At 72.8% G+C, this 26,661-nt stretch carries 18 protein-coding genes; 12 read left to right on the top strand and 6 right to left on the bottom strand.

What is annotated here, in order from left to right:
- Positions 1–350: 350 nt before the first annotated feature.
- Together E0504_RS28360 and pgi are read right to left on the bottom strand one after the other, a co-directional pair.
- Positions 351–698, bottom strand: coding sequence for an STAS domain-containing protein (locus E0504_RS28360; RefSeq protein ID WP_071064975.1), 348 nt, complete (start codon positions 696–698; stop codon positions 351–353).
- 162 nt (positions 699–860) lie between these two features.
- On the bottom strand, positions 861–2,513 hold the full coding sequence (pgi, locus tag E0504_RS28355; RefSeq protein WP_131626118.1) for a glucose-6-phosphate isomerase: 1,653 nt from the start codon (positions 2,511–2,513) through the stop codon (positions 861–863).
- A gap of 413 nt (positions 2,514–2,926) precedes the next feature.
- On the opposite strand from pgi, the gene E0504_RS28350 reads away from it, so the two are divergent.
- The 4 genes from E0504_RS28350 (at position 2,927) to E0504_RS50530 (ending at position 10,250) form a co-directional block, all read left to right on the top strand.
- Positions 2,927–5,632: a protein kinase gene (locus E0504_RS28350; RefSeq protein WP_131626117.1), complete on the top strand. Its 2,706-nt coding sequence runs from the start codon at positions 2,927–2,929 to the stop codon at positions 5,630–5,632.
- Between the two features lie 59 nt (positions 5,633–5,691).
- Complete coding sequence (locus E0504_RS28345) at positions 5,692–7,968, top strand: serine/threonine-protein kinase (RefSeq protein ID WP_131626116.1); 2,277 nt, start codon at positions 5,692–5,694, stop codon at positions 7,966–7,968.
- A 34-nt stretch (positions 7,969–8,002) separates the two neighbouring features.
- Positions 8,003–9,631, top strand: a complete 1,629-nt coding sequence (locus E0504_RS28340; RefSeq protein ID WP_131626115.1) for an FAD-binding oxidoreductase — start codon at positions 8,003–8,005, stop codon at positions 9,629–9,631.
- 460 nt (positions 9,632–10,091) lie between these two features.
- Positions 10,092–10,250 carry a hypothetical protein gene (locus E0504_RS50530; RefSeq protein WP_165938629.1) on the top strand — a complete coding sequence of 53 codons (159 nt, stop codon included), beginning with the start codon at positions 10,092–10,094 and terminating at the stop codon, positions 10,248–10,250.
- 15 nt (positions 10,251–10,265) lie between these two features.
- On the opposite strand, the gene E0504_RS28335 is transcribed toward E0504_RS50530, so the two are convergent.
- From E0504_RS28335 to E0504_RS28325, 3 genes are all read right to left on the bottom strand, one after another.
- Complete coding sequence (locus E0504_RS28335) at positions 10,266–11,255, bottom strand: NlpC/P60 family protein (protein ID WP_112105634.1); 990 nt, start codon at positions 11,253–11,255, stop codon at positions 10,266–10,268.
- A 26-nt stretch (positions 11,256–11,281) separates the two neighbouring features.
- A complete protein-coding gene (locus E0504_RS28330) occupies positions 11,282–11,920 on the bottom strand; it encodes a hypothetical protein (RefSeq protein WP_235013834.1) in 639 nt (212 codons plus the stop codon).
- 74 nt (positions 11,921–11,994) lie between these two features.
- Positions 11,995–12,306 (bottom strand): helix-turn-helix domain-containing protein, encoded by a 312-nt coding sequence (locus E0504_RS28325; RefSeq protein ID WP_235013835.1) that lies wholly within the window; start codon positions 12,304–12,306, stop codon positions 11,995–11,997.
- Positions 12,307–12,846: 540 nt separating this feature from the next.
- Here E0504_RS28325 and E0504_RS28320 point away from each other — a divergent pair.
- The 6 genes from E0504_RS28320 (at position 12,847) to E0504_RS28295 (ending at position 22,180) form a co-directional block, all read left to right on the top strand.
- Positions 12,847–15,873 (top strand): hypothetical protein, encoded by a 3,027-nt coding sequence (locus tag E0504_RS28320; protein ID WP_131626114.1) that lies wholly within the window; start codon positions 12,847–12,849, stop codon positions 15,871–15,873.
- Positions 15,870–16,307 carry a DUF6112 family protein gene (locus E0504_RS28315; RefSeq protein ID WP_071064984.1) on the top strand — a complete coding sequence of 146 codons (438 nt, stop codon included), beginning with the start codon at positions 15,870–15,872 and terminating at the stop codon, positions 16,305–16,307. Before E0504_RS28320 ends, E0504_RS28315 begins: the two co-directional genes overlap by 4 nt.
- 72 nt (positions 16,308–16,379) lie before the next feature.
- Entirely contained in the window at positions 16,380–17,162 is a 783-nt protein-coding gene (locus E0504_RS28310) for a hypothetical protein (protein WP_131626113.1), read from the top strand.
- Between the two features lie 128 nt (positions 17,163–17,290).
- The gene (locus E0504_RS28305) at positions 17,291–18,598 is read left to right on the top strand and encodes a hypothetical protein (RefSeq protein ID WP_112104887.1); all 1,308 of its coding nucleotides are present in this window, start codon (positions 17,291–17,293) and stop codon (positions 18,596–18,598) included.
- 7 nt (positions 18,599–18,605) lie between these two features.
- A complete protein-coding gene (locus E0504_RS28300; RefSeq protein ID WP_112104893.1) occupies positions 18,606–20,108 on the top strand; it encodes an SCO6880 family protein in 1,503 nt (500 codons plus the stop codon).
- Complete coding sequence (locus E0504_RS28295) at positions 20,105–22,180, top strand: conjugal transfer protein TraC (RefSeq protein ID WP_112104886.1); 2,076 nt, start codon at positions 20,105–20,107, stop codon at positions 22,178–22,180. Before E0504_RS28300 ends, E0504_RS28295 begins: the two co-directional genes overlap by 4 nt.
- A gap of 103 nt (positions 22,181–22,283) precedes the next feature.
- On the opposite strand, the gene E0504_RS28290 is transcribed toward E0504_RS28295, so the two are convergent.
- A complete protein-coding gene (locus E0504_RS28290; RefSeq protein ID WP_020464673.1) occupies positions 22,284–23,075 on the bottom strand; it encodes a nuclease-related domain-containing protein in 792 nt (263 codons plus the stop codon).
- 604 nt (positions 23,076–23,679) lie between these two features.
- Here E0504_RS28290 and egtA point away from each other — a divergent pair.
- Positions 23,680–25,083 carry an ergothioneine biosynthesis glutamate--cysteine ligase EgtA gene (gene egtA / locus E0504_RS28285; RefSeq protein ID WP_112104892.1) on the top strand — a complete coding sequence of 468 codons (1,404 nt, stop codon included), beginning with the start codon at positions 23,680–23,682 and terminating at the stop codon, positions 25,081–25,083.
- Positions 25,065–26,642: an ergothioneine biosynthesis protein EgtB gene (locus tag E0504_RS28280; protein WP_373693943.1), complete on the top strand. Its 1,578-nt coding sequence runs from the start codon at positions 25,065–25,067 to the stop codon at positions 26,640–26,642. The genes egtA and E0504_RS28280 overlap by 19 nt, the downstream gene beginning before the upstream one ends.
- Positions 26,643–26,661: the final 19 nt, after the last annotated feature.

Genomic DNA, 26,661 nt, shown 5'->3' with positions numbered 1-26,661 from the left:
TCGGGTGAGTCCGGATCCGCACCGCCCCCCGCACGTGAGGCGACCGCTGGTTCGGGTAGGCGGACCTGCGGGGACACCGATCCGGATCCCCGACGGCCCGACCACTGGGGGCACTGGTGGACCTGACATCACCCGCGATTCTGATCATGCTCGGCTTCCCGCTTCTCGCGATGGCCGGGATGTTGATGATGAGCCGGGTCGAACGCAGCCTCACCGTCACCGGCCGCGCCGCGCGGACGATCGCCGAGGTGGGCCCGCCGCTCGCGCTGGCGGCGGGGATCACGCCGGGCGGCGGCGACGGCCCGAACAGCGGCCTGCACGGCGGCTTGAACGAAGGCTTCGACGGCGGTTCAGTGGCCGCGGCGGCGGCCGGCCTCCTCGACGCGAAGCCGGCCGGCGAGCCCGGTCTCGCGGACGAGCTCGGCGAACGCCGGCGCGGCCGCGCGAATACGCAGCTCGGCGTGGACGCGACGGAGCAGGAGATCCGCCCGGAGCAGGGCGGCGAGACCAGCGATGTCGATCGCCCGAAGTTCGGCCACATCCACCGTCACCACTCCGCCGCCCCGACCCAGCAGCTCACCGACCTGCTCGCGGAAACGTAGCCTGCCGACCGTGTCGAACTCGCCCCCGAGCTCGATCACGACGTCGTCCCCGGTCCGCCGCACGGTCATCCGCGTGGCTGTCGCGTCGACCCGCATGCGTGCGCCCCCCGGGATCTCCATCCGTCGCAGCACGGGCCACCGCCCCGTGAGTCGATTACAGAGAGTAACATAGATCAAGGAATCGTTAAACCTTGATGACTAATTGACGACGCCCAGCCCAGTCCAGCCCGCGACCGGACTGGACCGGGCGGTCGCGGCTCAGACCGACCGGAACAGGTTGATCAGCGCGTTGGTGGAGCTGTCGTGCCGCGGGGACGCCGACGGGTCGGTCAGCTCGGGGATGATCCGTCCGGCCAGCACCTTGCCCAGCTCCACGCCCCACTGGTCGTAGCTGTTCACCCCCCACACGACGCCCTGCGTGAACACCTTGTGCTCGTAGAGGGCGACCAGCTGGCCCAGGGCGAAGGGCGTCAGCTTCGGCGCCAGCAGGGTGTTCGTCGGACGGTTTCCGGCGAACGTCCGGTGCGGGACGAGGCCGGCGTCCACCCCCTCGGCCGCGACCTCCTCCGCCGTCCTGCCGAAGGCGAGGGCCTCCGTCTGGGCGAAGAAGTTGGCCATCAGCAGGACGTGCTGGTCGACGTCGCCGACACCGGGGTGGTTGGGCGCGAGGAAGCCGATGAAGTCGGCCGGGACGACCGTCGTCCCCTGGTGCAGGAGCTGGAAGTAGGCGTGCTGACCGTTGGTTCCCGGGGTGCCCCACACCACCGGGCCGGTCGGCACCGGTACGGGCCGGCCGGCCAGATCAACTGACTTGCCGTTACTCTCCATGTCCAGCTGCTGCAGGTACGCCGGGAAGCGGTCCAGGTACTGGCTGTAGGGGAGCACGGCGTGGCTCTGGGCGCCGAAGAAGTCCCGGTACCACAGCCCGAGCACGCCGAGCAGAACCGGCAGGTTCCGTTCGAACGGGGTGTTCCGGAAATGAACATCCATCGCGTGGAATCCGGCCAGCATCTCCCGGAAGTGGTGCGGGCCGATCGCGACCATCAGAGCGAGACCGATGGCGGAGTCCATCGAGTACCGGCCGCCCACCCAGTCCCAGAACTCGAACATGTTGGCCGTGTCGATGCCGAACTCGGCCACCTTCTCCGCATTCGTTGACACGGCAACGAAATGGTGCGCGACGGCGTCCTGGCCGAGCGCGGCGGTGAGCCAGGCCCGCGCGGCGCGGGCGTTCGCGAGCGTCTCCAGCGTGGTGAACGTCTTCGACGCGACGATGAAGAGCGTCCTGGCCGGATCGAGGTCGTGGGTGGCTTCCCAGATGTCCGTCGGGTCGACGTTCGAGACGAACCGGACGGCGATCGAGCGGTCGGAGTAGTCCCGCAGCGCCTCGTAGGCCATCGCGGGCCCCAGGTCGGAGCCGCCGATGCCGATGTTGACGACGGTCGTGATGTGCTCGCCGGTCGCCCCCGTCCACACCCCGGAGCGGACCCGGTCGCAGAACGCCGACATCCGGTCGAGCACGGCGTGCACCTCCGGCACCACGTCGACGCCGTCCACGTGGATGCTGGTTCCGAGCGGCGTGCGCAGCGCCACATGCAGCACCGGCCGGTTCTCGGTGACGTTGATGCGCTCGCCGCCGAACATCGCCTCGATGCGCGCGCCGAGGCCGGCGCGACGCGCCAGCGCGAGCAGCAGTTCGACCGTCCGGGCCGTGACGATGTTCTTGGAGTAGTCGAGCCGAAGGCCGTCCGCCTCGACGGTGAACGAATCGGCGCGGCCCGGATCATCGGCGAAGAGCTTCCGCAGGGTCACCCCGGAGATCTCCGCGTGGTGCGCGGCCAGCGCGGCCCACTCCGGGGTCCGGTCGACGACCGTTCCAGCGGCGAGGGCGGTGGACTCGGTGTTCGCCATGACGTTGGAGGCCCTTCCTCGGAGGAGTGCTGTCGTGTGCCGCGCCGTCCGCGCGCCCACACGGCCGAACACCTGTCGACGACGACCAGCATGGTGCAGTCGCGCATCTGACGCGCCCGTCGGGTCCCTGCGAGGGGCGGAATGTGGGGGAACAGGCCGTAGGATCGCCGAGAACGCGACGAAGAACACCAAAAGACCGCGGTGCACCCACGCGACCGCGTCTCGCCCGATGAACCGCCCGATGAACCCCGCCCGATGAACCGAGGTGGAACCAGCGCCATCCAGCGCGGCGACTAGTACGAACAACACGCGGGACAGCCCACGCACGACCCGCACGATGTGGCCCTCGGGATGTCACCACCGCGTGGTGATCGTGGTGACGCCCCGGCAGCCGGTGACGGACGGAACCGACCTTGCTTATCGACAGATCTCTCGTGGAGGCGGCGCTCCCCGGATACGCGGTCGAGGGGGACCTCGGCAAGGGGGGCTACGGCCTCGTTCTCGCCGGGCAGCACCGGCTGATCGGCCGCAAGGTCGCGATCAAGATCCTCCTTGACACGACCGACGACCCCGACCTGCGCGCCCGTTTCCTCTCCGAGGCCCGCGTCCTGGCCGAGCTCGACCATCCGCACATCGTGCGCATCCACGACTACGTGGAGCACGAGGGAACCTGCCTGCTGGTGATGGAGCTGCTCTCCGGCGGCACCCTCAAGCAGCGGATGACCGCCGGGAAGCTCTCCCCGGAGACGATCTGCGCCGTCGGCGTCGCCGCGTCGGCAGCGCTCGCCACCGCGCACCGCCAGGGCGTGCTGCACCGCGACGTCAAACCCGACAACATCATGTTCGACGGCGCCGGGCTGCTCAAGGTCACCGACTTCGGCATCGCGAAGATCTTCGACGGCGCGGAGACCACGGCCAGCGCCATCCTGGGCACACCGCGCTACATGGCGCCCGAGCAGATCATGGGCGCCCGGCTGTTCCCCGCCACCGACCTGTACGCGCTGGCCGGCGTCCTCTACGAGATGTTCGCCGAGCGGCCGCTGTTCGGACGTCCGATGGCGGTGCAGCCGCTGACCCACCACCACCTGACCGTGATGCCCGACCCGCTCACGACGGTGCCGCCGGCGATCTCGGCGGTCATCATGCGGACCCTGGCCAAGGACCCGGGCGCCCGCTTCTCCGACGCCTCCGAGTTCGCCCTCGAGCTGGCCCGCGCCAGCGCCGGCACGTACGGGCCGAACTGGGTGGCGCGCTCGGACGTCAAGCTGCGGGTGGACGACGAGATCCGCGGCGTGATCGGCGGCTCGACCACCTCCGGGAACTCCGGCGGGTTCCCGGCCGCCACGCGCCCGGGCGGCTATCCGGGTCCTGGTGGTCCTGGTGGTCCTGGTGGTCCTGGCAGGCCCGGCGGGCCCGGTTACGCGCCCGGGCAGCCGGGCGGCCCCGGTTACCGCGGCCCGGTGCCGGGCTCCGGCCCGCAGCAGCCCGTCGGCGGCGGCTTCGGGCCCGGCGGGCCCCGGCCCAACCAGCAGATGCGCCCGACCGGCGGGCATCCGTCCACCTCGGGCTTCCCCGGCGCCACGCCGGTCATGCCCGGGCAGGGTGTGCCGGGCGGTCAGGGCCGGCCCGGGCCGACTCCCGGAACGCCCCCTGGCGGCTGGCGCGGCTACGGCCAGCCCGGCGGGGCCACCCCGCAGCCGATGCCGCTCACGCCACCCGCCGCGACGCCCCGGCCCCCCGGCCCCATGGGCCCGCCCAACTCCACGCCGCCGCCGCGGCCCGTCCCCGGCTACGGCGGCCAGCCAGGGCAGCCCAGGCAGCCCGGCCCGGGCCAGCCGGGGCCGGGCGGTCCGCGGCCCACCGGCGCCCAGAACTTCGGTGGCCAGGGCTGGCAGGGCTCCGGGCCCCGCCCGCCCGCGCACCAGGCCCCGCCACGGCCGCCCATGGGCGGCCACCGCCCCCAGCCGGGACCCCCGAACCGCAACAACCGGACGCTGATCCTCGCCGCCGTCGCCGCCGCCGTGGTCGTGGTGCTGACCATCAGCCTCATCGTGGGCCTGTCGGGCGGCAGCAGCAGCGACGACAGCGGTTCGGGCCGCGACCAGGTGTCGGTGCTCCCGGTCCCCGGTGTCGCCTACACCGGAACGCCGGTGACGGTGCAGGGCCTCAGCCCGTACAGCGTCGCGATCGACCCGCAGGGCACGCTGTTCATCACGAGCCTGTCGTCCGACCGGATTCAGAAGGTCGCCAGGACCGGGGAGGTCTCCGACCTCGCCGGTACCGGCGCGGACGGATACAGCGGCGACGGCGGCCCGGCCACGGCCGCCAAGCTCAACGGCCCCGGCTCCGCGGTGCCGGACAAGAACGGCAACATCTACATCCCGGACGCACAGAACTACCGCATCCGGAAGATCACCCCGGACGGGATCATCAACACGATCGCCGGCACCGGCACCGCGGGCTTCTCCGGCGACGGCGGCCCGGCCACGGCCGCCCAGATCAACAGCGCGGAGAAGGTCGCCATCGGCCCGGACGGCTCGATCTACATCGCCGACTACGACAACCACCGCATCCGGAAGATCACCCCGGACGGGATCATCAACACGATCGCCGGCACCGGCCTCCAGGGCTACTCCGGCGACGGCGGCCCCGCCACCGCGGCCAAGCTGGACGGCCCGAACGACGTCGAGCTGGGTGACGACGGAACGCTCTACATCGCCAACCTCGGCAGCAACACCATCCAGAAGATCACCAAGGACGGGATCATCACCACGGTCGCGGGCAACGGGCAGAAGGGCTTCTCCGGCGACGGCGGCCCCGCCACCGCGGCCCAGCTCTCCGTCCCGTCGGTGTCCCTCGGCAACGGCGGGGAGATCTACATCGCCGACTACGGGAACAACCGGGTCCGCAAGGTGGACCCGAACGGGACGATCACCACGATCGCCGGCACCGGGGCCGAGGGTTCCGGCGGCGACGGGGGCCAGGCCGCGGCCGCCCAGTTCAACGAGCCCAGCTCGGTCGCCGAGGACGCCGACGGCGCGCTCTACATCGCCGACTCGGGCAACAACCGGCTGCGCCGCATCGCTCCGGACGGGACGATCACGACGGTCGCGCAGTAGGGCGGCGCGGAGATGACCCGACAGCGAGCAGTGCACGCGGCCCGGCGGGGGGCCGTCACGTGACATTCGTCGACACCAACCGCGTCGCCGCGGCCCTGACCGGATACGAGCTCGGTGGCGAGCTCGGCCGGGGCGGCTTCGGTGCCGTCCTGGCCGGCCGGCACCGGCTGATCGACCGCGACGTCGCCGTCAAGGTCCTGCTGGAGCCGGGCGGCGACGGCCACAGCGGCAGTGATGGCGACCTGCGCGGGCGGTTCCTCGCCGAGGCCCGTGTCCTCGCCGGGCTGGACCATCCGCACGTCGTGCGGATCTACGACTACGTCGAGCGCGACGGCCTGTGCCTGCTCGTGATGGAGCAGCTCACCGGCGGCAGCCTGAAGAACCGCGGCCCGGCCATGCGCGACCCGCGGGCCGTCTGCGCGATCGGGCTGGCCGCGGCGAGCGCGCTGGCCGCCGCGCACGACCGGGGCGTGCTGCACCGCGACATCAAGCCGGACAATCTCCTCTTCACCGGGGACGGCATCCCCAAGGTCACCGACTTCGGCATCGCCAAGATCCTCGAGACCACGGCGGCGACCACGACCGGCCTCGTCGGCACCCCGCGTTACATGGCGCCGGAGCAGATCACCGGGAGCCGCCTCGGGCCGGGCACCGACCTCTACTCGCTCGGCGTCGTCCTCTACGAGCTGCTCGCCGGACGGACCCCGTTCCCGTCGGGGCTGACCGTCCCCGCGCTGCTGCACCACCACCTGTCGGTGGCCCCGCTGCCGCTGGTCGAGGCGCCGCCGCCGCTGGCGGCGGTGATTCTCTCGGCGCTCGCCAAGGAGCCGGGGTGGCGCCCGCCGACGGCCCGCGACTTCGCGCTCGCGCTCGCCACGGCGGCGACCACGGTCTTCGGACCAGGCTGGCTGACGGCCAGCGAGGTGCCGGTGCGGCTGCCGGACGAGATCCTCGCCGCCGCCGGCCACACCCAGGGGACCACCCCCACCCCAGGAGAACTCGCCGCGCACCTCGGACGGCCTCAGGCCGGCCGGGGCGGCTCCGGTCCGTACGCGACGCTGGCACCCACCGCGGTCGATCAGGCCGGCGCCGGCGGACGGCGGCACGCGAACGGCGGCCGGCGCGGCCCGCGGCGCCCGACGGCGCTGATCGCCTCGGTCGCCACCCTCGCCGTCCTCGCCGCGGCGATCGGCATCGGGTTCTGGGTCTCCGGGTCCGGCGACGATCCCGACCGCCCTGCCTGGAACGGCGCCGCCGCGGAGGTCAGGGGCCTCTACACCACCGAGGGCATCGACGTCGGTCCGGACGGCTCCCTCTACGTCGTCGACGGCGGCGGCTCGTCCGGCCAGGGCCAGGTGCTCCGGCTCGGCACGGACGGCGTGGTCACCCGGATCGCCGGGGTCGGCCCGCCCGCTCCCGTGCCCAGCGCCACGGCCACCGGCAGCGCGACGGCCACCGGCAGCGCCAGCCCGTCCCCGTCCCCCACCCCCGTGCTCGGCGACGGCGGCCCGGCCGTGGCCTCGAACCTGATCGGGCCGGCCGGGGTCGCGGTCGGCCCCGGCGGCGAGGTGTACATCGCCGACAGCGACGATGGCCGCGTCCGCCGCGTCAACGACGACACGACCATCACCACGGTCGCCGGCGCGGGGCCGGGCACCGGCTTCGGCGGCGGAGCGGGCCGCGCCGTCGGCGCGAAGCTGTCCGGTCCCTCGGCGGTGGTCGCCGCCGAGGACGGCACCCTCTACCTCACCGCCGGCTACCGCGTCCGCAAGGTGACCACCGATGGCCTGATCTCGGTGGTGGCCGGCAACGCCGACGAGTCGGGTACGGCCGGCGACGGCGGGCCGGCGGTGAACGCCACCCTCACCTCGCCGTCCGGGCTCGCACTCGCCGACGACGGCACCCTCTACGTCGCGGACAGCAGCGCCCACACCGTCCGCAGGATCACGAAGGACGGAAAGATCACGCTCGTCGCCGGCAAGCCGGGGCAGTCCGGGTACGAGGGCGACGACGGGCCCGCGGTCGACGCGCTGCTCGCCTCCCCGCAGGACCTGGCCCTCGGCCCGGCAGGCGAGCTCTACATCGCCGACACGTACAACAACGTGATCCGGATGGTCACTCCGGACGGTAAGATCACGACGTTCGCCGGCAGCGACGAGTCCACCGCGGACGACGCGGACGGCGCCCTGGCCACCGAGACCCGCATCTCCTCCCCCACGGGGCTGGCGGTCGACACTTCCGGCGCCGTGTACGTGAGCGAGGGCAGCTACGGTGTCGTCCGGCGAATCGCCCTCGACCGCACCGTGACGACCGTTCTGCGGCAGGCGGAGGAGTAAACAGTCCGGGCGAGGTGCTACGGGCCGGGCGGGGATGGACGAGACAGGCAGGATGTTCGATCGGCGCGGGGCGCTGCGGCTCGCCGGGGCGGGCCTGGTGGCGCTCGGTACGGGTGGGCTCGGCGCGGGCCTCGCCGGCTGCGGCGGCGACGACAACGGCGAGCCGACCGAGCGGGACTGGAGCCGGCTCGCCGACCGGCTCTCCGGCCGGCTGGTCCGGCCCGGCGGCGCCGAGTACCCCACCGCCAGCCAGCTCTTCGACCCGGCCTTCGACCGGATCCGGCCGCGGGCGATCGCCTACTGTGCCTCCCCGGCCGATGTGGCCGCCGGTGTGGCCTTCGCCAGGTCCACCGGCATCCCGTTCACCGCCCGCGCGGGCGGGCACAGCTACGGCGGCTACTCGACGACGAGCGGCCTGCTCCTCGACGTCTCCACCCTGAACGCGGTGCACCCGGGAATCCGGTCAGGGATGGGCGGCGCGACCGGCGGCACCGGAACCCCCGGCTCCGGGATCGCGACGATCGGCGCCGGCGCCCAGCTCGTGGACGTCTACGCCCAGCTCGCGGCAGCGGGCGCCGCGCTACCGGCCGGCTCCTGCCCGACGGTCGGGATCGCCGGGCTGACGCTCGGCGGCGGGATCGGGGTCGTCGGCCGGCGCCACGGCCTGACCTGCGACCGGATGCTCGCCGCCGAGGTGGTCCTCGCCTCCGGCGAGATCATCCAGGTGGACGGCCAACGCGACGCCGACCTGTTCTGGGCGCTGCGTGGCGGCGGCGGCGGCAACTTCGGCGTGGTCACGTCCTTCACCTTCGCCACCCACCGGGCGACCCCGCTGACCCTGTTCACCTACCGCTGGCCGTGGGCGGCGGCCGCCGTCGTCGTCGCGGCCTGGCAGGAGTGGAACCTGCGCCCGGGCGCACCGGACGAACTGTGGTCGACCTGTGTCATCACCACCGCGCCGACGCCCAACGGGACCGGGACGCCCACGATCCGGATCAGCGGCGTGATCAGCGAACCGCCCGGGGTTCCGTCGTCGGCCCGGGCGCTGCTGGCGGAGCTGGTCGACGCCGTGGGCAGCGCGCCGACGTCCACCTTCGCCGCCCAGCGGGAACCGCTGGAGGCGATGCTGATCGAGGCCGGCTGCTCGGGGCGGACGGTCGCGCAGTGCCATCTCGCCGGGCGGAGCCCGGGCGGGGCCCTGGAACGGGTCGCCCAGCTCGCCGCCTCGAACTTCCTCACCGAGCCGCTGTCCGCGGCCGGGTCGGAGGCGCTGCTGGGCGCGATCGAGAGCCGTCAGCGGGAGGCCGGTCTGCGCTCCGGCGGGGTCATCCTCGACTCCTGGGGCGGCGCGATCGGCCGGGTCGGGGCGGGGGAGACGGCGTTCGTGCACCGCGACGTGCTGGCCAGCGCGCAGTACATCGCCGGCTACGACGTGCGGGACAGCGCCGACCTGCGCCGCCGCAACGCCGAGTGGCTGCGGGCCACGGTGGCGGCCATGGCGCCCCATGTGTCGGCATCGGCCTACCAGAACTACATCGATCCGGAGCTCAGGAACTGGGCGGAGGCGTACTACGGGACGAACCTGCCGCGCCTGCGGTCGGTCAAGAGCGCCTACGACCCGGACAACGTCTTCCGCTTCGCCCAGAGCATCCCTCCTGCCTGATCGACCCGAGCGATCATTACTCCAGGTAACCGGACGGGACGGCTGGCTGTCGCTCCGAGCAGGGAGTCGACGTCAACCTGCCCGGAGCGACATGGATCAGTACACTCGTTGATCCTCCGGCCCGACTACTGGCTACGGATGGTCTAACCACTGTCCACTCTGTGTCTTCCGACACATGGCGGTGTTCGCGCGACGACAGGCGTTCCCGGCATCCGGGCGCCGCCCACGCCAGCCGGGTCCGGCGGCGGCCGGACGAAGGCCACACCCCCGTCGAGGACGCCACATCGAGGCACCGGAGGACCACCGGTAGGCCCGGCGCGGACCCCGCCGTGGCACGGCGGTTCCTCTTGCGACCGCTACTCGAAGTCAGTACACCTGTGCTGTCGGTAACCGCCGACGGTTACCAACAGCACCGGTCGCCGACGCCGCCGGCTGCCCACAGCTCCTCGGGAGGACCCACATGAAGCAACTGATCTGGCCGTGGGGTGTGACCATCTTCGTCTTGTTCTACATGGTCAACTCGCCGGGAGACGCAGCCGATGTGATCCACAGCGCGGTCGGCGCGCTGGGCTCCGTGGCCGACGGCCTCAGCAACTTCGTCTCCGACGTGGCCGTCTGACCCGCCCCGTTCCCGTCAGAAGTCGCGGGCCAGCGGACGGGTGACCGCGACGACCGTCGTCCAGTCCGACAGCTCCGAGAGCACGACCCCCCACCGTGCTCCCTTCGCTGCGATGACCTGCCCGTTCCCGATGTACATGCCGACATGGCCCGGAGCCAGGGCCGTTCCGTCCGAACCGGGGATGAACAGCAGGTCGCCGGGCTGCGGGTCGACTCCCGACACGCGCGGGCCGAAGGCGAGCTGGTCGGTGGTCACCCGGGGGATGGAGATGCCGATCATCCGGTAGGCGGCCTGGACGAGCGACGAGCAGTCCCAGGCTCCCGGTCCGGTCGCCCCCCAGACGTAGGGCTTGCCGATCTGGGAGCGCATGAAGTCGATCACCGGACCCAGCGCCTCGACGGAGACCGTCTCCCCGGTGTCGAGGGCGTCGCCGTACACCTGCGCCTGCGCCAGGATGGTGCGCACGTAGTTGCGCGTCTCCGGGTAGGGCGGCACACCGGCGTACGCGAGCACGGCACCGGGCCCGGCGTTGTAGGCCGCGAGCATCTTCTCCTGCCCCGACCCCGGGACGGACGCGACCGACGCAGCCACCGCGCAGTCGTAGCGCGCCGCGGCCGGGATGGCGTCCACCGGGTTCCACACGTCGCCGGTGCCGTGCGAGGCCCAGGTGCCCGGCATGAACTGGGCGATGCCCATCGCGCCGACCGGCGACTGCGCCCGGGGGTTGAACCCGGACTCCTGGCGCAGCTGCGCCGCCAGCAGTGAGGGCGTGACCTCGGGGCACCCCGCCGCGTTGGCCGCGTCAATGATCATTTGGACGTACTCCGCCGGGATGCCCTCGGAGTTGACGATCGTGCGGCCACCGATGTTCTTGTCGTCCAGGAAAGGCGCGGCGATCAGCAGGATCAGGACGGAGATCAGCAGGAAGGCTCCGGCGACGGTCACGAAGCCGCCGACGCCCAGCCAGACCAGCCAGCTTCTCCGCCGGCCCGATCTCAGCGCCATCCCAGCCGCCCCCGTCCGTCTCGCCGCTACCGGCCCGGCGCGTCGCCGGCGGCGTTCGCGAGGTCGGCGCCGGCAAGGCGCCAGGTGCCGTCGGTGCCGACGAGCATCGTCACCGCGGGCGTGGAGACGGTGACCTCGGGCGGCCCGTCACCGGTCACGGTCTCCCGGCGCACGTTGAGCAGGAGCGACACCTGCCCGGATGCGGTCGTGTCCGCGCCGCCGACGGGGGTCGCGGCGAGCACCGTGACGGTCGACCGCGTGCCGGCGGCACGCAGCTTGTCCCAGGCGGGTCCGGCCTGCGGGTCGGCGGCCGGACCGCCGGTGCCGGGCTCGCCGGAGGCCGGGGCGCCGGCGCCGGATCCGCTCAGCTCCGCGGCGAAATCCGGTGTCAGACAGTCACGGGCGCGTTCGACCCCGGCCGACGGGCCGGAGTCGGTCCGCGCGTCGAACGACTGCCACTTCGTGAAACAGTCCCGCGCCACGGAGACCGGGTCTGTGGGATCGACCGTGCTCTGAGGGTCGGCCGTCGCGGTGGCGAGCGGGGGGCCGGGGGCCTGGCTGGCGCCCGGCGGAGGCCCGGTGGTCGCCGAGGGTGGCGGTTGGGTGGCGTCGCCGATCGCCCCGCACCCGGCCGTGACCACCAGCAGCGACGAGATCAAAATCACGGAGGCCGCGGGTGCCCTAGACCGAGAGCAACCAAAGTGCCGATGCGGTGATTCTCTCTCGTTCCCGCGTGGTCTCACTCGTGGCCGTCCAACCAGTCACGAACCCGGCCGCGGCGGATCCGCCACTGATGCCCGACCTTGCGTGCCGGGATCGCGCGCTCCGACAGGAGCTTGAGCACGGTGCTCTCGGACAGCCGCAGCCAGGAGACCAACTCGTCGACGGTCAGCACGTCGTCGTCGTCCGCATGACGCGGCGGGCGGGGCGTCGTCGCAGGTGGAGCGCCCGACGCGGCGGGCGGGGCCATCGGCTCCGCGGTCCTGGAGACAGGCCGCGCGGGCATCCGCGCCGGGCGCGACGAGGCCACCGAGAAGCCGTCCTGCACCACCCAGGGCCCCTTTCTCAGCCGGCGATCGTCCGCCGGTACGCACCGGCGAGGGAGGCTAACACCGCAATGCCCGCCCTGGCGAGTCCCAACTGGCGCTTGTCATACTTGAACGGCTCGTGTTACATCGATCCGACCGCAGCCGAGAGCAAGTAACAGTAAGTAACCGTAACTGGCACCAACTAGCCCAGACCTGCAATCAGCCCAGACCTGCCAGGAGGGCGACGGCGCGTGAGCGATGTGCCACAGGCACCGTACGGCGAGGAAGGGGACGCGCGGCCCGTTTCGTTGATAGGTGCGCGAATCCCCTCACCTACGCCATCCGCGGCCAAGCTCCCGGCTCGCGATGGCGAGAGCGACGACCGCTCGGCGGCCCGAGCTGCCCGCCGTCGGAACCGTCGGCGCGGCGATCCCGACGATGTCTCCGCCACCGACGATGGTGACGGATCGTGGCAGGACCAAGCGTTCCATCTAGAGGATGCGGTGTCCGGCGACCCGCCCCCCGCAGGCCGGTCCGGCATATCGGGATCAGGCCGGACGGGCATGACCCGCGGCACCGCCCCGGAGCCGCGCGAGCCCGGGCAGCGTCGGGGGCGGCGCCTGCCGCGCACGCCGCCGGCAGCCGGGCCCGTCCCGCCGAGGTCGTCTGTTCCGCCCGGCACGCCCGTTCCGCCCGGCGACGCTGCCCGCGGCGGCCGCGCCGTGCCGCCCCGTTCGCCGCGCCCCGAATCGCCCAGGGCCGCTGACCAGGCACGGCGGTTCGACGCGGGCGCCGCGGCGGCGGTCGACTCGCCCGACGGCTCCCTCGACGGCTCCGCCCCGCCGCGCCGGCCGATGCTGCGCCGGGCCGCCACACCCCGCGCCGTCCCGCCGCCGGCGCCGATGGGCCGCAAGGACCCGAGCTTCCCGCCCGCGACCTCGGCCGCGGCGGCCGCTGCGGCAGCGGCCGCCGCCGGCACGAGCACCACGGCCGCTCCGGGCACCCCCGGCGGCGCCGGAGCCACCGGGAGCCCGGGCTCGTCAGCCGGCTCGGGTGGGTACGCGGGTTCGAGCACTCCCGGTAGTGCGGCCCGTCCTGGTTCCGGCGGGTCAGGTTCCGGTGCTTCGGGTTCCGGTAGCTCGAGTGCCGGTGGTTCGGGCGCGATGCGGTCCGGTGGCGCGCGGTCCGGTGGAACCGGCCGGGCCGCCGGTTCGGCTGGGTCCGCAGCCTCGCGTTCTCAGCGTCCCGAGGCGCCGGAGGCGCCGGTCCGGCGGGCCGGCGGATCGGGCGGCACCAGCGCGCCCCCGCCCAGCCGCCGGCCGACGTCGGCCGGCCCGCGCCGTCCCGGGCGCCCGTCCGCCCTCGCGCCCAGGACCCCCGCCGCCAGCCCCCCGCCGGCGGGGCCGGAGACGGGATCGACCGCATGGCCCGCCCCGGCCACGGGATCGCCACAGGCGGACCACCCGGCGGCGGGTTCACCACCGGCTGGTCCCGCGTCCGGTGGCTCGTTCGGCGAGCCCACGCCGGGCATGGGGCCAGGGCCGTTCGACGCGCCCACGGGTCTGCACCCCGCCGACGCCTTCCACGCCCCGGATGCCTTCCGTTCGCCCGAGACCACCGGCGCGCCCGGGGCGCCCGACCCGCGCCACCCATCCGACGCGCAAGGGCCGTATGACCGGTCCGAGCCGCTCGCGCCCGGCGAGGCAGCTGGCTCGCCGGCCCCGGCGTGGCCCTCTCAGGGCTACGGGCAGGCCGACGTCCCGCTGGTGGATCCGTCGCTCGGTGGCCCCCCGGTGGAGCTTGGTGGTCTCCCCATGGAGCTCGGTGGTCTCCCGATGGAAAGCCGCTCGCCGAGCGGCGACCAGCCGGGCAGCGGGTCCTACTACGACCCCTGGGCCCCCCATCCGGCGCCGGATGCCGGGAACGACGAGTCAACCGGTGCTCCCGTGTGGGGCGCCGTCGACGCCTGGCAGGAGGCCGGCGAACCGGTCAGCCTCGGGGAGCCCGCCCAGCCGGGCGAGGCGGCCCCGCCCGGCGATCCCGCAAGCGGCAGCGGCCCGGCCGAGCGCACCCGGCGGGGCGCGGCGGCCGGCGAGACCGAGACCGAGACCGACGATTCGGCCGCGGCCGGAAGCCCGTCAACAGGCGGAGCGCCGCCCGCCGACGAGGCCGCGTCCACGGACGCGGCCTGGGCTGGTCACGGCGTCGCGGCACCCGAGCGGACGTCCGACGTGCTCCCGCGGCCCTCGACCGAGCTGGTTCCCGCCGGTCACCTCCCGAGGCCGGGCACCGGCGCCGACCGCGCGCCGGCACTGACCGACCAGGGCCCAGGCCAGGGCCTGTGGCCCTGGCAGGAGCCCTGGGCCGACCTCGACGACCTCGAGCCATGGGAGGAGATCCCGCTACGGATCACTCTCTCGGACCGGGCCGCGGTGGCCCTGCCGGGCTCGTGGCGGATCGCCGTGACCTCCCTGTTCCCCTACTCCGGCACCACCACGTTGGCCGGGGTCGTCGGACTTACCCTGGCCGGTGTGCGTGCCGAGCCGGTGCTCGCGATCGATCTCTACCCCGGGGCCGCCACGCCCGGTTTCGTGCCGCCCACCTCGTCGGAGAGCGCCGAGATCGACGAGTCGCGGGGCGACAACCTGGTCGCGCGGGTCGGCAGCCGAGGCACCACCACGGTTGCGGACATCGCCCGCCGGCGCCGCTCCACCGCCAAGGCGACGCCCGACGAGCTGCGCTCGCTCGTCGGCGCGCGGCGGTCCGGCAGCGTCTTCGACCTTGACGTGCTGCCGGTCGACCGCCCGGTCGGCGACGAGGAGACCACGAACGCGCTGGTGCCGGTCGACGAGCCGATCACCCCGGCCATGCTGCGCTCCGCCCTGGGGGCGCTCGGTCACGCGTACCCGCTGATCCTGATGGACGCCCCCGCGACCGCACCGCTGACCCCGGAAGCGATCCGCGCCGCCGATGTGATCCTCCTCGTGACCCTCGCGACCGCGTCCGACCTCGAGGCCACCCTCGCTGACCTGCGCGATCCCCAGGGCTCACTCGCGGAGGTCGGCGTGAGCGCGCGGGAGCGCACCCCGTCAGGCCAGGGCCCTGGCCACCCGCCGCACGAGCGGACGGGTCCCGCGGTGATCGCGGCCGTCGTGTCGCCCCGCCGCGGCCGCCCGTCACCACGCACACGCACCGCCACGGCGCGGCTGGCCCGCCACGTCGACGGCATCGTGCGGGTCCCGTACGACCCGCGGCTCGACCCGAGCAGGGGGACCCCGGTCCGCATCCCGCGGCTGCGGTGGGCGACCAGGAGGTCCTACCTCCGGCTGGCGGCCGAGACCGTCGACGCGCTCGCCGGCATCGCCAACGCTGATGTCGGGACACCGGCCGGCGGAGAACATCCCTCCTTTCAACCGCAGTTCGAACGACCGATACGCACCGCTCCGGTGTTGCCACGCAACGCCGATACTGATCACGCAGAGGTGTCGGGCGTATCATTTGGCGACCTGCGGCACGGAAGCACACCCACGCGGGTGTCCGGGCCGGATCGTCCGGGCGGCCAACCGCCCGCAGGAAGGGAACCACGATGATCGTCGATGCAGCCGCGGCCTCGGCAGCGGCCATTCTGGCCGTGGAGGTCAACCCGGACGACTCGAAGGCGCCCGGCATCAACGCCTTGAAAGACCTGGTCAACGGACTTGCGGCCTACGCCGTGATCGCCGCCGTGGCCGCCGTGCTCCTCGGCGGAATCGCGTGGGCGCTCGGCGAGCGCATGGGCCTCGACCGCGCCTCGATGGTGGGTAAGAGCGGCGTACTGGCCGGCTTCGGCCTGGCGTTCCTGGTGGGCGCCGCCGCTGCCTTCGTCAACTTTTTCCTGGCGACGGGCGCCTCGGCATCCAACAGCACCGACGATACGAACGGCATGCGCCCACCCGCCGTGGTCCAGACTGTTGCCCCCCAGCCCGCCGAAGACGTCGTCGATGACCCCGACGTGGTCCATGAGCTGCCGTCCACAGGCTTCTAAGCGGTTCCGGGGGTATCTGGGCCCCGACATTGCGATGATGACCCTGCCGGCACGGGAGGGGAGTAGGCGTTGGTGAGCCTGGCAGAGTGGGCGATCAGGCGCCTGATCATCGTCATCGTCGCGACAGCCACGGTGAGCGCGATCGGGGCCGGAGCGCTCGGCTTCTTCATGGGACGGAATTCATCGGACGACGGTCCCAAGGCCTCGGCCGACCCGGAGCCCGTCTCCGACGTGCCCACCGAGGCGCCCCCGACCGGGACGCCTGCCGTGGTGGTGCCGCCGAGCAGCGAGGCGACCGCGGCGCCCGCGGCCGGCGACAGCCCGATCGGAGCACCCACCCGGGTCAACCAGTTCGGCGTGCCCGTCGGCTACCCACACACAGAAGCCGGCGCAATAAGCGCCTGCGGAAACTACATCGCGGCGACCAGCATGGCACGCAACCGCGAGCACACGAGATCACATGACTTGATTCTTTCGATCTCAGACGAAGAGACTGCAAAGAGGCTTTCCGACCTGCTCTCCGGGATCGACGCGGAGACAGCAAAAAATTTTGGCGTTCCCTCGGTAATCTCTCCACAATTCACCTTGAATCATCGAGTTATTGGATATCGTGTCAGCAATTTCAATGGCGGCGAAAGTAAAGTCGAAGTACTTTCTGCTATTGCTGCTGGAGTAAGCGGAGAAAGCCCCAATCTGCAACCCGCCATGCATTGGGGCACCGATATATGTACGATAAACTGGGACGGCTCGGATTGGAAGCTTCGTGACGTCTCAGGTGGAGTAGAAGGACACGCTATGACTGAGCGAAGCTCAGAGGCCTTCGAGCGCTTCGCTCTTTCGGGGGTGACATCATGACTGCCACTCCTACAGTGGAGATCCTGGCTGTTCCAAATCCAGTATCTGGCATTGGCGATGCAATCGCGGGCCTAGCTGGTGGTGCGGCTGACGAGTTTTTGAGTTCGGTTGGTAAAGCCTTCTGTAACATGGCGGCCGACCTGTCGTCGTCTGTCTTCAGCTTTGCGGCGCAGAAGACAGCGGTCGACCTGAACGCGCAATATGTCGTCGACAACTACAACATCGTCTTCGGCATGTCGGTGCTGATCGTCACCGGGCTCTTCCTCTGTTCCTGCACCGTGGCGGCCCTGCGGGGCGATCCGCACGTGTTCGTCCGGGCCCTCGCCACAACCGGCACGGCGATCATCGGGTCGTTCATCGCCCTGACGCTGCTGCAGATGGTCCTCGCCGCCTCGGACGGCATGGCGGATGCGTTCGGCGACAACAAGGCGCTGGGCGCCGACCTGGTCGGGCAGCTGCGACAACTACCCGAACAGGGCAATTTCGCCCTCGACCTGGTGCTGTCGCTGCTCGTGGCGATCTTCTCGTTCGCGCTGTTCGTGGTGCTCTACATCCGCAAGGTCGCGATCATCGTCGTGGCCGTGTTCATCCCGCTGTACCTGGCGGGCCAGCCGACGATGACGACGAGTGCCTGGATGAAGCGGGCCACCGAGATGCTGGTGGCGCTGATTTTTGCGAAGCCGGTGATCTACGCAATATTTGCCCTCGGGGCGGGCATCGCCCAGGATCCCAGTGGATCGGCCGTTGACCAGACGCTGAGCATTCTCAGTGGTGTCGTTGTGATGATCGCGGCGGTGTTCTCGCCGTTCATGCTGATGCACCTGCTCGGGTTCGCCGACGTCCAGCTCATGCGCGCGGTCGGATCGGCCGGGCGCCGCAGCGCCGCATCGTTCGGGCACGGAGCGGGTGCTCTGCTCGGTTCCTCGTCCCGGGAGACGTTCCGTGGGATCGGCTCGCGTCTGCAGACCCGGAACCGGGGAATGCTCGGCGACGCCGGTGCCATCGCGGGCGCCGGTGTGCCGACGGCCCGCCCGAGTGTTCGCCCGGGTCGCGGTGGCGTCGGCTCCCCGCTCGGAGTTCCGGCCCGGGCCGCCGCGGGGGCGGCTGGCGGAACCGCCGGAACCGCGGCGGTCCGCGGCGTTCGTGCCAGGGTCACCCGCTCGGGCGCGGCCCCGGCTGTGGCCGGCGGCCGCGAGGCGGCGTCCAGCGGCACGCGGGCGACCGCTTCGGTCCGGGCTACGTCCACCGCGCGGCCCCAGACAGCGCGGGCGATCACGTCAGGTGGCGGCGGCGCGGCCCGTCCGGGCACGTCAGGCGGCGGGCGCAGTACCGCGTCCGCGCCGAGCGGATCGGCGGGCGCCTCGGCCGGCAGGCCCCCGGTGACGCCGTCACCACAGCCGCGGGTCACCCCGCCGGCGCGTACCGGGGGTGGGTGAGCAGCTCATGGCCGCTGAACGCAGCTACCGCTTCGGGCCGCTGGAACGCGGCGGTGTGCTCCTCGGCATGCGCTGGCCTCAGCTCGCGCTCCTGATCGGCGTGATGCTCTGTGTGCTGGGAGCGCTGCGTTCGCCGTTGGTATTCGTGCCCGTGTGGCTGCTGCTTGCCGCGGGGTTCGCCTTCGTCGCGTTCGTCCGGGTGGAGGATCGTAACCTCGACCAGTGGGTGCCGATCGTGTTCGGCTTCACGATGCAGAAGGTGACGGGCGAGACGGTGTTCCGTGGAGGGTTCTTCCGGCTCGGTCCCGGCGACGACCGGATCACCAGGACGGTCCTGCCAGGGCCGCTGTCGACCCTGGTCATGTTGTCGGTTCCGGTCGGTGGCAGCCGGTACGTGGCTGTCGTCAAGGACGTGAAGAAGCAGACCTACACCGCTGTCCTCCAGGTGAAGGGCAGCCAGTTCGCGCTGCTTGAGTCCGGGGACCAGCAGGCCCGGGTGGATGCCTGGGGCGAACTGCTGGCCGGTCTCACCGGTGGTGGCGGCAAGCTGTCCCGCATCCAGTGGCTGGAGCGGACGCTGCCGGACTCGGGCGACCAGCTCCAGCGGCACTGGCGGGTGCGCGGTCATCACGACGACTCGTGGGCGTCGCAGGCGTACGAGCAGGTCATCGACGCGGCCGGGCCGGTGGCGCAGCGGCACGAGACCTACCTTTCCTTCCAGCTCCGGGCGAAGGACGCCCGCCGGGCGATCCAACGCGCCGGCGGCGGCGACCAGGCCGCGTGCGCCGTCCTGCTCGGTGAGCTGCGGACGATGGAGGCGGCACTCGCCAGGGCGTCGATCAGCACCGTCGGCTGGCTGCCACCGCGGGCGCTGGCCGCGGTCATCCGCACCACCTACGACCCGTACTCGATCGAGATGATCGATGCGCGGGGTGGGGCGAGCACCGACCTCGCGGGTGGGCTGAAGGGCCTGCCGTCCGGCATCGACCCGGCGATCGCCGGCCCGGTCCGGACGGTCAACGCCTGGGACCACTACCGCACCGACTCCGGCTTCCACACCACGTACTGGATCAACGGCTGGCCCCGGGTTCCCTCACCGGCAGCCTTCCTCGCGCCGCTGCTGATGGAGACCACGTGCCGGCGCACGGTGTCGCTCGTCGTGGAGCCGCTGCCCGGCAGGAAGGCGGAGAAGGCGGTCAACCGGCGCCGGATGGCGCACCTCGGTGAGCAGCAGATGCGGGACAAGGTCGGCAAGGTCACGACCCAGCGGGATGTGGCCGAGGCCGACGAGGTCGAACGCCGTGAGCAGGAGCTGATCGCGGGCTTCGGCGCCTTCCGGTTCCACGGGTTCGTCACCGTCTCCGCCGACGACCTCGAGTCGCTCGCGGACGCCTGCGGTGAGGCCGAGACCCTGGCCTCGCGCAGCCGCCTCGAAATGGTCCGTCTCGTCGGCGAGCAGGACCAGGGCTTCAGCGTCGGCGCGCTGCCGCTCGCCGTGGGGGTTGCGTGACCTCCCGCCCGCCCGCGGTGGGGGGCGACGCCGCCTGGGGCGACCCGATCCGCTACGACGCCCCTGGTAGCGGCACCGGCGCGAGCGACGACTACCACGCGGACTACGAGTACGACTACGACGACGCCGACCAGATCGACCCGGGCCATGATCCCGGCCGCGACGCCGACGGGTTCGTTGACCTCGGCGGCAGCCCGCGCACCCGCCGCCGGGGCGCGAAGGCCGCGGCGGCGCACGACCGCCGGTCGCGGCGAGCCGAGCGGGCCGCGGCCAACGCCGAACGGGCCGCGATGCGCCGCGCGCAGGCCGCCCTGCGCCGCGGCGCGCAGCCCCCGAAGCTGCTCGGCCCGTTCGCCGGACGGGCTTATCACAAGCTGCGCCTACCAGCCCATATGGAGACCACGGCCCAGATCGCCGGGATCTATCCGTTCGTCGTCGACTCCGGGCTCGACGCGCCCGGCATGTACATCGGCCGGCATGTCTGGTCGGGCAACTCGTTCGACTTCGATGTCTTCGAGCTCTACCGGCAGCAGGTGATCGAGAACCCGAACTTCGCGGTGTTCGGGGCCGTCGGCTCCCGCAAGTCCGCGCTGCTGAAGACGCTGATCTCGCGGGGTTCGGCCTTCGGGTACCAGGCCGCTGTCCCCTGTGACCCGAAGGGTGAGTACACCCGGCTCGCGCGCCGGCTCGGCTGCGAGCCGACATACATCGGGCCCGGCATGTCCACCCGGCTCAACCCGCTGGACGCCCCTCCGCGCCCGCGCGGCATCGCGGACGCCGACTGGGCGCGCGAGGTGAAGCGGGCGCGTTCGTCCCTGCTCTCGTCACTGATCGAGACCGCGAAGGGGGTACCGCTCACCCCGGCCGAGCACACCGCCGTCGATCTCGCGCTGGACGTCGTCACCCGGCAGATCACCGGCGCGACACCGGACCGCTGGGCCACCCCTCTGCTCCCACACGTCCTCGAGGCGATGACCGACCCGAGCGAGGAGGACTGCTCGGCGCTGCCGATGACGGCCACCGAGCTGCGCGACGCGTCCAGAGACGCGACGCTGACCCTGCGCCGGCTCACGCACGGTGCTCTCGGTGGTCTCTTCGACGGCCCGACGACGTCCCCGTTGGACTTCGACCGGCCGATCGCGGTGCTGAACCTGGAGCGGGTCCAGGGCAGCGACGAGATGATCGCGCTGATCATGACCTGTGCGCAGGCATGGATGGAAGCCGCGCTGATGCGCCAGGACGGCGTGCAGCGCTACGTGGTCTACGACGAGTGCTGGCGGCTGATGCGCTTCGCCGGGCTGGTCCGCCGGCTGTCGGCCCAGCAGAAGCTGGCGCGTCAGTGGGGCTGTGCCAACGCGATCGTGGCGCACCGCATCTCCGACCTGCTCTCCGCCTCCCCCGACTCGGTGGAGATCGCCAAGGGCCTGCTCGCCGAGACCGCGATCCGCATCCTGTACAAGCAGGCGTCCGACCAGATCGCGGACACCCAGGAGGCCCTCGGGCTCACGGACGTGGCCGCCGACCTGCTCCCCCGCCTGGACCCGGGCTACGCGCTGTGGCTGATCCAGAACCGCGCCTTCTACGTCGAGCACGTCGTCGGCGACCTGGAGATCCCGGTCGTCCTCAACGGCTCGAAGATGCACGGCGAGATCGACGACACCAACCTCGTGCCGGACGACCTGGACCCCAGCGAGCTCGACCCGCCCGAGCTCACCCCCCGCGCGTGGACCGACCCCCCGGGGCCACCGGCCTTCGTGCGGCGGGCCGCCGCCCCGGCGCTGGAGACCGGACATCCGCTGGGAGACCCGCCGCCGGGCACGCCCGCCGGCGACCGGTCCGGCCCGGGCAGCGGTCACCACGACGGTGGCTACCACGACAGTGGCTACGGGTATGGGCACGACCCGGCGGAGGAGGTCGAGGAGAACCTCGTCGCCGAGCAGCCGCACTGGTCCGCGCCCCCGCTCGCCGGGGACGGCTTCCACCACATCCAGGTGGGCGATCCGCACATCATCGACTCGCCGCCGCACCACGGCCGCGGCGGTCGCACGAGCGGGCCCGACACCGCCGGCTGAACCCGGCTGAACCCGGCTCGACGCGCCAGCCGAAGGGCCCGGGCAGACCCGGTCGCGGCGCGACCGGGTGAGCCCGGCGCGCCGCGCCAGAGGCCTGGCGCCGTTACCGGCGCAGCAGGCCGCGCAGCCGCGAGCGGGTCGGCCATGACGGGGGCGGCCCGGCGACCTCGTAGCGAGGGAACACCCGCTCGGCGACGTCGACCAGCATCGCCACATCGATCGGGCGCAGCACCACCCCGGCCGAGAGGATGTAGTCGGCGACTCCGGCCATCGGCAGCAGCAGCACGCCGTCGACCAGGGCCAGGCCGTTCGGCACCTCGGTACGGGCGAAGGCGACGACCGACTGTGCCTCGAGCTGCCATCCGGAGGGGAGCTCGGCGACGAGTTGGCCGGTGGCCTCCTCGCCCATCCAGGCGACCAGGCCGAGCATGGCGCGCAGCGGCACCTTGCCCGCCCACACCCCGGCCGCGTTCTGCCGGATCGGCCCGCGGTGGGCGTCGGTCTCCACCACCCAGGCGCCTGACGGCCCGATGACCAGGTGGTCGATGTTGCCCGCCGAGTCGGCAAGCTGGCGGTCGTGCAGGACGGTGTAGCCCGCGCGGGTGAGGCGGTCCAGCGAGCGGGCGGTACGACGCTCGGCCTCCGCGTCCACCCGCCAGGCCTCGATCTCCGGCGGCACGCGGTAGTGCCGGGCGGCCAGGACACCGAGCACGGCCAGCCCGGTGAGCACCGCGACCTGCGCGACCGTCCCGCCCGCGAGCCCGGCGGCACCGCACACGAGCCCCACGAGCACTGCGGCACCGATGGCGCCCGCCGCCGCAGTGATCATCACCCGTCGTGATCTGTCGCCGCGTTCGGCGGCGTACAACTGTCTTCGGCGCAGGTATTCGGCCATGGCCGACCTACCGGCCGACACGCGATCGGACGTGTCCGCGGTCACCACCTCCCGTCAGGTCTATATCGCCGCCGCGCTTCGGCGGACCGCAGGGGGGTGACTGCGAGTCTGCCGTGCCCTGGTCACCGCGCGCTACCGGGAATCTCCCCCATCAGAGTCACACTTCCATCCAATTCACAACCACAACAGCCCTGAAGCGTGGAATAACCGGAAGAATCACGGAGGTCCCATGTCCCACCTTTGGGGAAGTGGAAGCCATCACCACGGGTTGTGTCGGGTGGGCATCAGCCCACGGCGGCCCCACGAGGGGTAGCCGGGCCGCCGCCGTGGGGAGAACGCCCTCACGACAGGCGCCTTCTGAGGATCGAGGCGCCGAGAGAGGAGCCACTCGATGCCACCCTGCGTGACACCTGAGGCTTCTGGACGCCGACGACGGGGCACGACCGGCGAGGAGGCACCGGCCGCTCGACCCGAGTTGATCAGCGGGACAGATCACACAGCAGATCACACAGAGACCACTGTTCCTACTGCGGCTCCAACCGTGGTTGGAGCCGCGACTCCCATCGCCACCTTCGACGATCTCCTGCGCCTCGCCGCCCGGGACGTGACCCCCGCCGCCCCGGGCTCACCGGCTCCGGGCGCGGCCACGACGAACCGGGTCGGCATCGAGACCGAGTGGTTCGTCGTCGACGTCGCGAACCCGCGCCGGCCCGTCCCCGCGGACGAGACCGCCGCGGCGTTGGAGAGCGTCCTCGCCCCCGCTGACCAGGGCCGGCAACCGGACCGAGGCCGGGAGAACGGCCAGGCCCGCGACGGCGGCCCGCCGGGCACCGACTCGGCCCCGCGGCTTCCCGGCGGCAGCCGGCTCACCTTCGAGCCGGGCGGCCAGCTCGAGCTCTCGGGCCTTCCGCTGGACCTGACCGCCGCCGTGGACGCGATGCGCGCCGACCTCACGCTCGTCCGCGGCGCCCTCGCCCGGCGCAGGCTCGGCCTGGTCGGCATGGGTGTCGACCCGCTGCGGACGCCCGTCCGCCACACCACCGCCTCCCGGTACGTGGCCATGGAGCAGCACTTCCTGGCCCGGGACTGCGACGACGGCCGGACGATGATGTGCTCGACCGCCTCCGTCCAGGTCAACCTGGACATCGGCACGGACACGGCGCAGGCCGTCGAGCGTTTCCGGCTCGCGCACGCGCTCGAGCCGGTACTGATCGCCATGTTCGCCGCGTCGCCGCTGGCCCACGGCCGGCAGATCTCCTGGCAGTCGGGTCGCCAGGCGGTCTGGGCCGGTATCGACGCGAGCCGCACCGGGCCGGTCCTGCCCGACCCGGCGGCGCCGGCGACGGCGTGGCTCGCCCAGGCGGGCCTGGGCGGGCGCGGCGACGCCCCCGGCGCGCCGCCCACCGGAGACGCCCAGCCGGCCTGGCTCTGGGCCCGCTACCTGCACGACGCGGACCTCATGATGGTCGGCGAGCCGGACGGGCGGTACCAGCCGGTCCGGAACCGGACGACCTTCGGGGACTGGATGGCCGGGGCGGGGCCGGTGGCACGCCCCCCGACCGCCCAGGACCTCGGCTGGCACGCGACGACGCTGTTCCCGCCCGTCCGGCCACGTGGCTGGCTGGAGCTGCGTTACCTGGACGCTCAGCCGTCCGACCTGTGGCCGGTGGCCGTCGCCGTGCCGGCGGTGCTCCTCGACGAGCCGGCCGCCGCCCGGGCCGCGCTCGCCGCGTGCCTCCCGGTCACCCGGCAGGGGCGGCTGGCGGCCCAGCTCGGCCTGCGGGACCCGGCACTGCACCGTGCGGCGGTGCGGTGCGTCGACCTGGCCCTGGACGCGCTCGCCCGGACGGACGCCGATCCCGGGCTGCGGGCCGCGGTGGAGGCATTCGCCAACCGTTACACGCGGCGGGGGCGCTCCCCGGCCGACGACCTGAACGCGCGTTTCGAGGCGCGCGGGCCGGCTGAGCTGCTGCGCGAGGAGGCGTCCCAGTGCGTTCCAGTCCCTTGACCGGCGACCCGACCACCACCCGTGGCCCCGCCGCCGCGGTGGCGGCCGCCACCGGCCGGGCCGGCGCTCCCGACCCGGCAGCCCCTGCCGGCCCGACGGCCGCTCCTGCCCTCGACGCGGAGGCGCTGGCGGCGGGGTTGGCGGCGGCCCGGGACCGGTCGCTCGCCTACACCGACCTCACCGAGGACGACCTCCTGCGCCAGCACTCGCCACTGATGTCACCGCTGGTCTGGGATCTCGCGCACATCGGCAACTACGAGGAGATCTGGCTGCTGCGCGCCCTGACCGGCGCGGCCGAGCTGCGCCCCGGCCTGGACGACGTCTACGACGCCTTCCGGCACAGCCGGGCCAGCCGGACCGCGCTGCCGCTGCTCGGCCCGGACGAGGCCCGCGCGTACCTGCGGGACGTCCGCGGGCGGGCGATGGACGTCCTGACCGGGCTGGACCCCGACCTGCTGCACGCCCCGGAGACGGCCGGCGAGGCCGCCGGACCCGAGGCCGCGAACGGGAACGAGAACGGGGCCGAGAGCAGGAACGGGGCCGCGAACGGGAACGGTGAGCGGGACGGCGGCGCGGCCGTCCACCGGCGTGCCCGGCTGCTGTCGGGGTCGTTCGTCTACGGCATGGTGATCCAGCACGAGCACCAGCACGACGAGACGATGCTCGCGACGCTGCAGCTGCGCGCGGGCCCGCCCGTCCTGGCCGACCCGCGGCCGGCGCCGCCGTCCCCGGCCGGGCCGGTGGACGAGGCGGCCGAGGTCCTGGTGCCGGCCGGCGAGTTCACCATGGGCACGTCGACCGAGCCGTGGGCGTACGACAACGAGCGGCCGGCGCACCGGGTGTTCCTGCCCGCCTTCCGCCTCGGCCGCTACCCGGTCACCAACCGGGCCCACCTGGCGTTCATCGCGGACGGCGGCTACGCCGACGAGCGGCTCTGGTCCGCCGAGGGCTGGGCGTGGCGCTGCCAGGAGGGCCTGACGGCGCCGCTTTTCTGGTCACGCGACGGCGACGTCTGGACACGCCGCCGATTCGGGCGGGTCGAACCGGTGCCTCTCGACGAGCCCGTGCAGCACGTGTGCTGGTATGAAGCCGAGGCCCACGCCCGCTGGGCCGGACGACGGCTGCCCACGGAGGCCGAGTGGGAGAAGGCGTGTGCGCACGACCCCGTCACCGGGCGTTCACGACGGTATCCATGGGGCGACACCGACCCGACTCCCGAGCTTGCGAACCTGGGGCACCGCACTGCGCGGCCCGCACCGGTGGGCGGCAGGCCGGCCGGCGCGAGCCCGTACGGCGCCGAACAGATGATCGGGGACGTCTGGGAATGGACCGGCGGCGGGTTCACCCCTTATCCGGGCTTCGCGTCGTTCCCGTACCGGGAGTACAGCGAGGTCTTCTATCCTCGCGATGCGGCCCCGGCCCGGTTCCGGGTGCTGCGCGGCGGCTCCTGGGCGACCGATCCCAGCGCCGTCCGCTCCACGTTCCGCAACTGGGACTTTCCGATCCGACGGCAGATCTTCGCCGGGTTCCGGCTCGCCCGCGACGCCGACACCCCCTGACCCCGCCGGGGGCACGGCG

It is taken from the genome of Parafrankia sp. BMG5.11 (assembly GCF_004337455.1).
This window is presented reverse-complemented; position numbering and strand designations above follow the sequence as displayed.

Excerpts from the sequence above, each read along its gene's own strand:
- E0504_RS28360 (WP_071064975.1), bottom strand. The coding sequence starts at position 698 with ATGCGGGTCGACGCGACAGCCACGCGGATGACCGTGCGGCGGACCGGG.
- pgi (WP_131626118.1), bottom strand. The coding sequence starts at position 2,513 with ATGGCGAACACCGAGTCCACCGCCCTCGCCGCTGGAACGGTCGTCGAC.
- E0504_RS28340 (WP_131626115.1), top strand. The coding sequence starts at position 8,003 with ATGGACGAGACAGGCAGGATGTTCGATCGGCGCGGGGCGCTGCGGCTC.
- E0504_RS50530 (WP_165938629.1), top strand. The coding sequence starts at position 10,092 with ATGAAGCAACTGATCTGGCCGTGGGGTGTGACCATCTTCGTCTTGTTC.
- E0504_RS28335 (WP_112105634.1), bottom strand. The coding sequence starts at position 11,255 with ATGGCGCTGAGATCGGGCCGGCGGAGAAGCTGGCTGGTCTGGCTGGGC.
- E0504_RS28320 (WP_131626114.1), top strand. The coding sequence starts at position 12,847 with ATGACCCGCGGCACCGCCCCGGAGCCGCGCGAGCCCGGGCAGCGTCGG.
- E0504_RS28315 (WP_071064984.1), top strand. The coding sequence starts at position 15,870 with ATGATCGTCGATGCAGCCGCGGCCTCGGCAGCGGCCATTCTGGCCGTG.
- E0504_RS28305 (WP_112104887.1), top strand. The coding sequence starts at position 17,291 with ATGGCGGCCGACCTGTCGTCGTCTGTCTTCAGCTTTGCGGCGCAGAAG.
- E0504_RS28300 (WP_112104893.1), top strand. The coding sequence starts at position 18,606 with ATGGCCGCTGAACGCAGCTACCGCTTCGGGCCGCTGGAACGCGGCGGT.
- E0504_RS28290 (WP_020464673.1), bottom strand. The coding sequence starts at position 23,075 with ATGGCCGAATACCTGCGCCGAAGACAGTTGTACGCCGCCGAACGCGGC.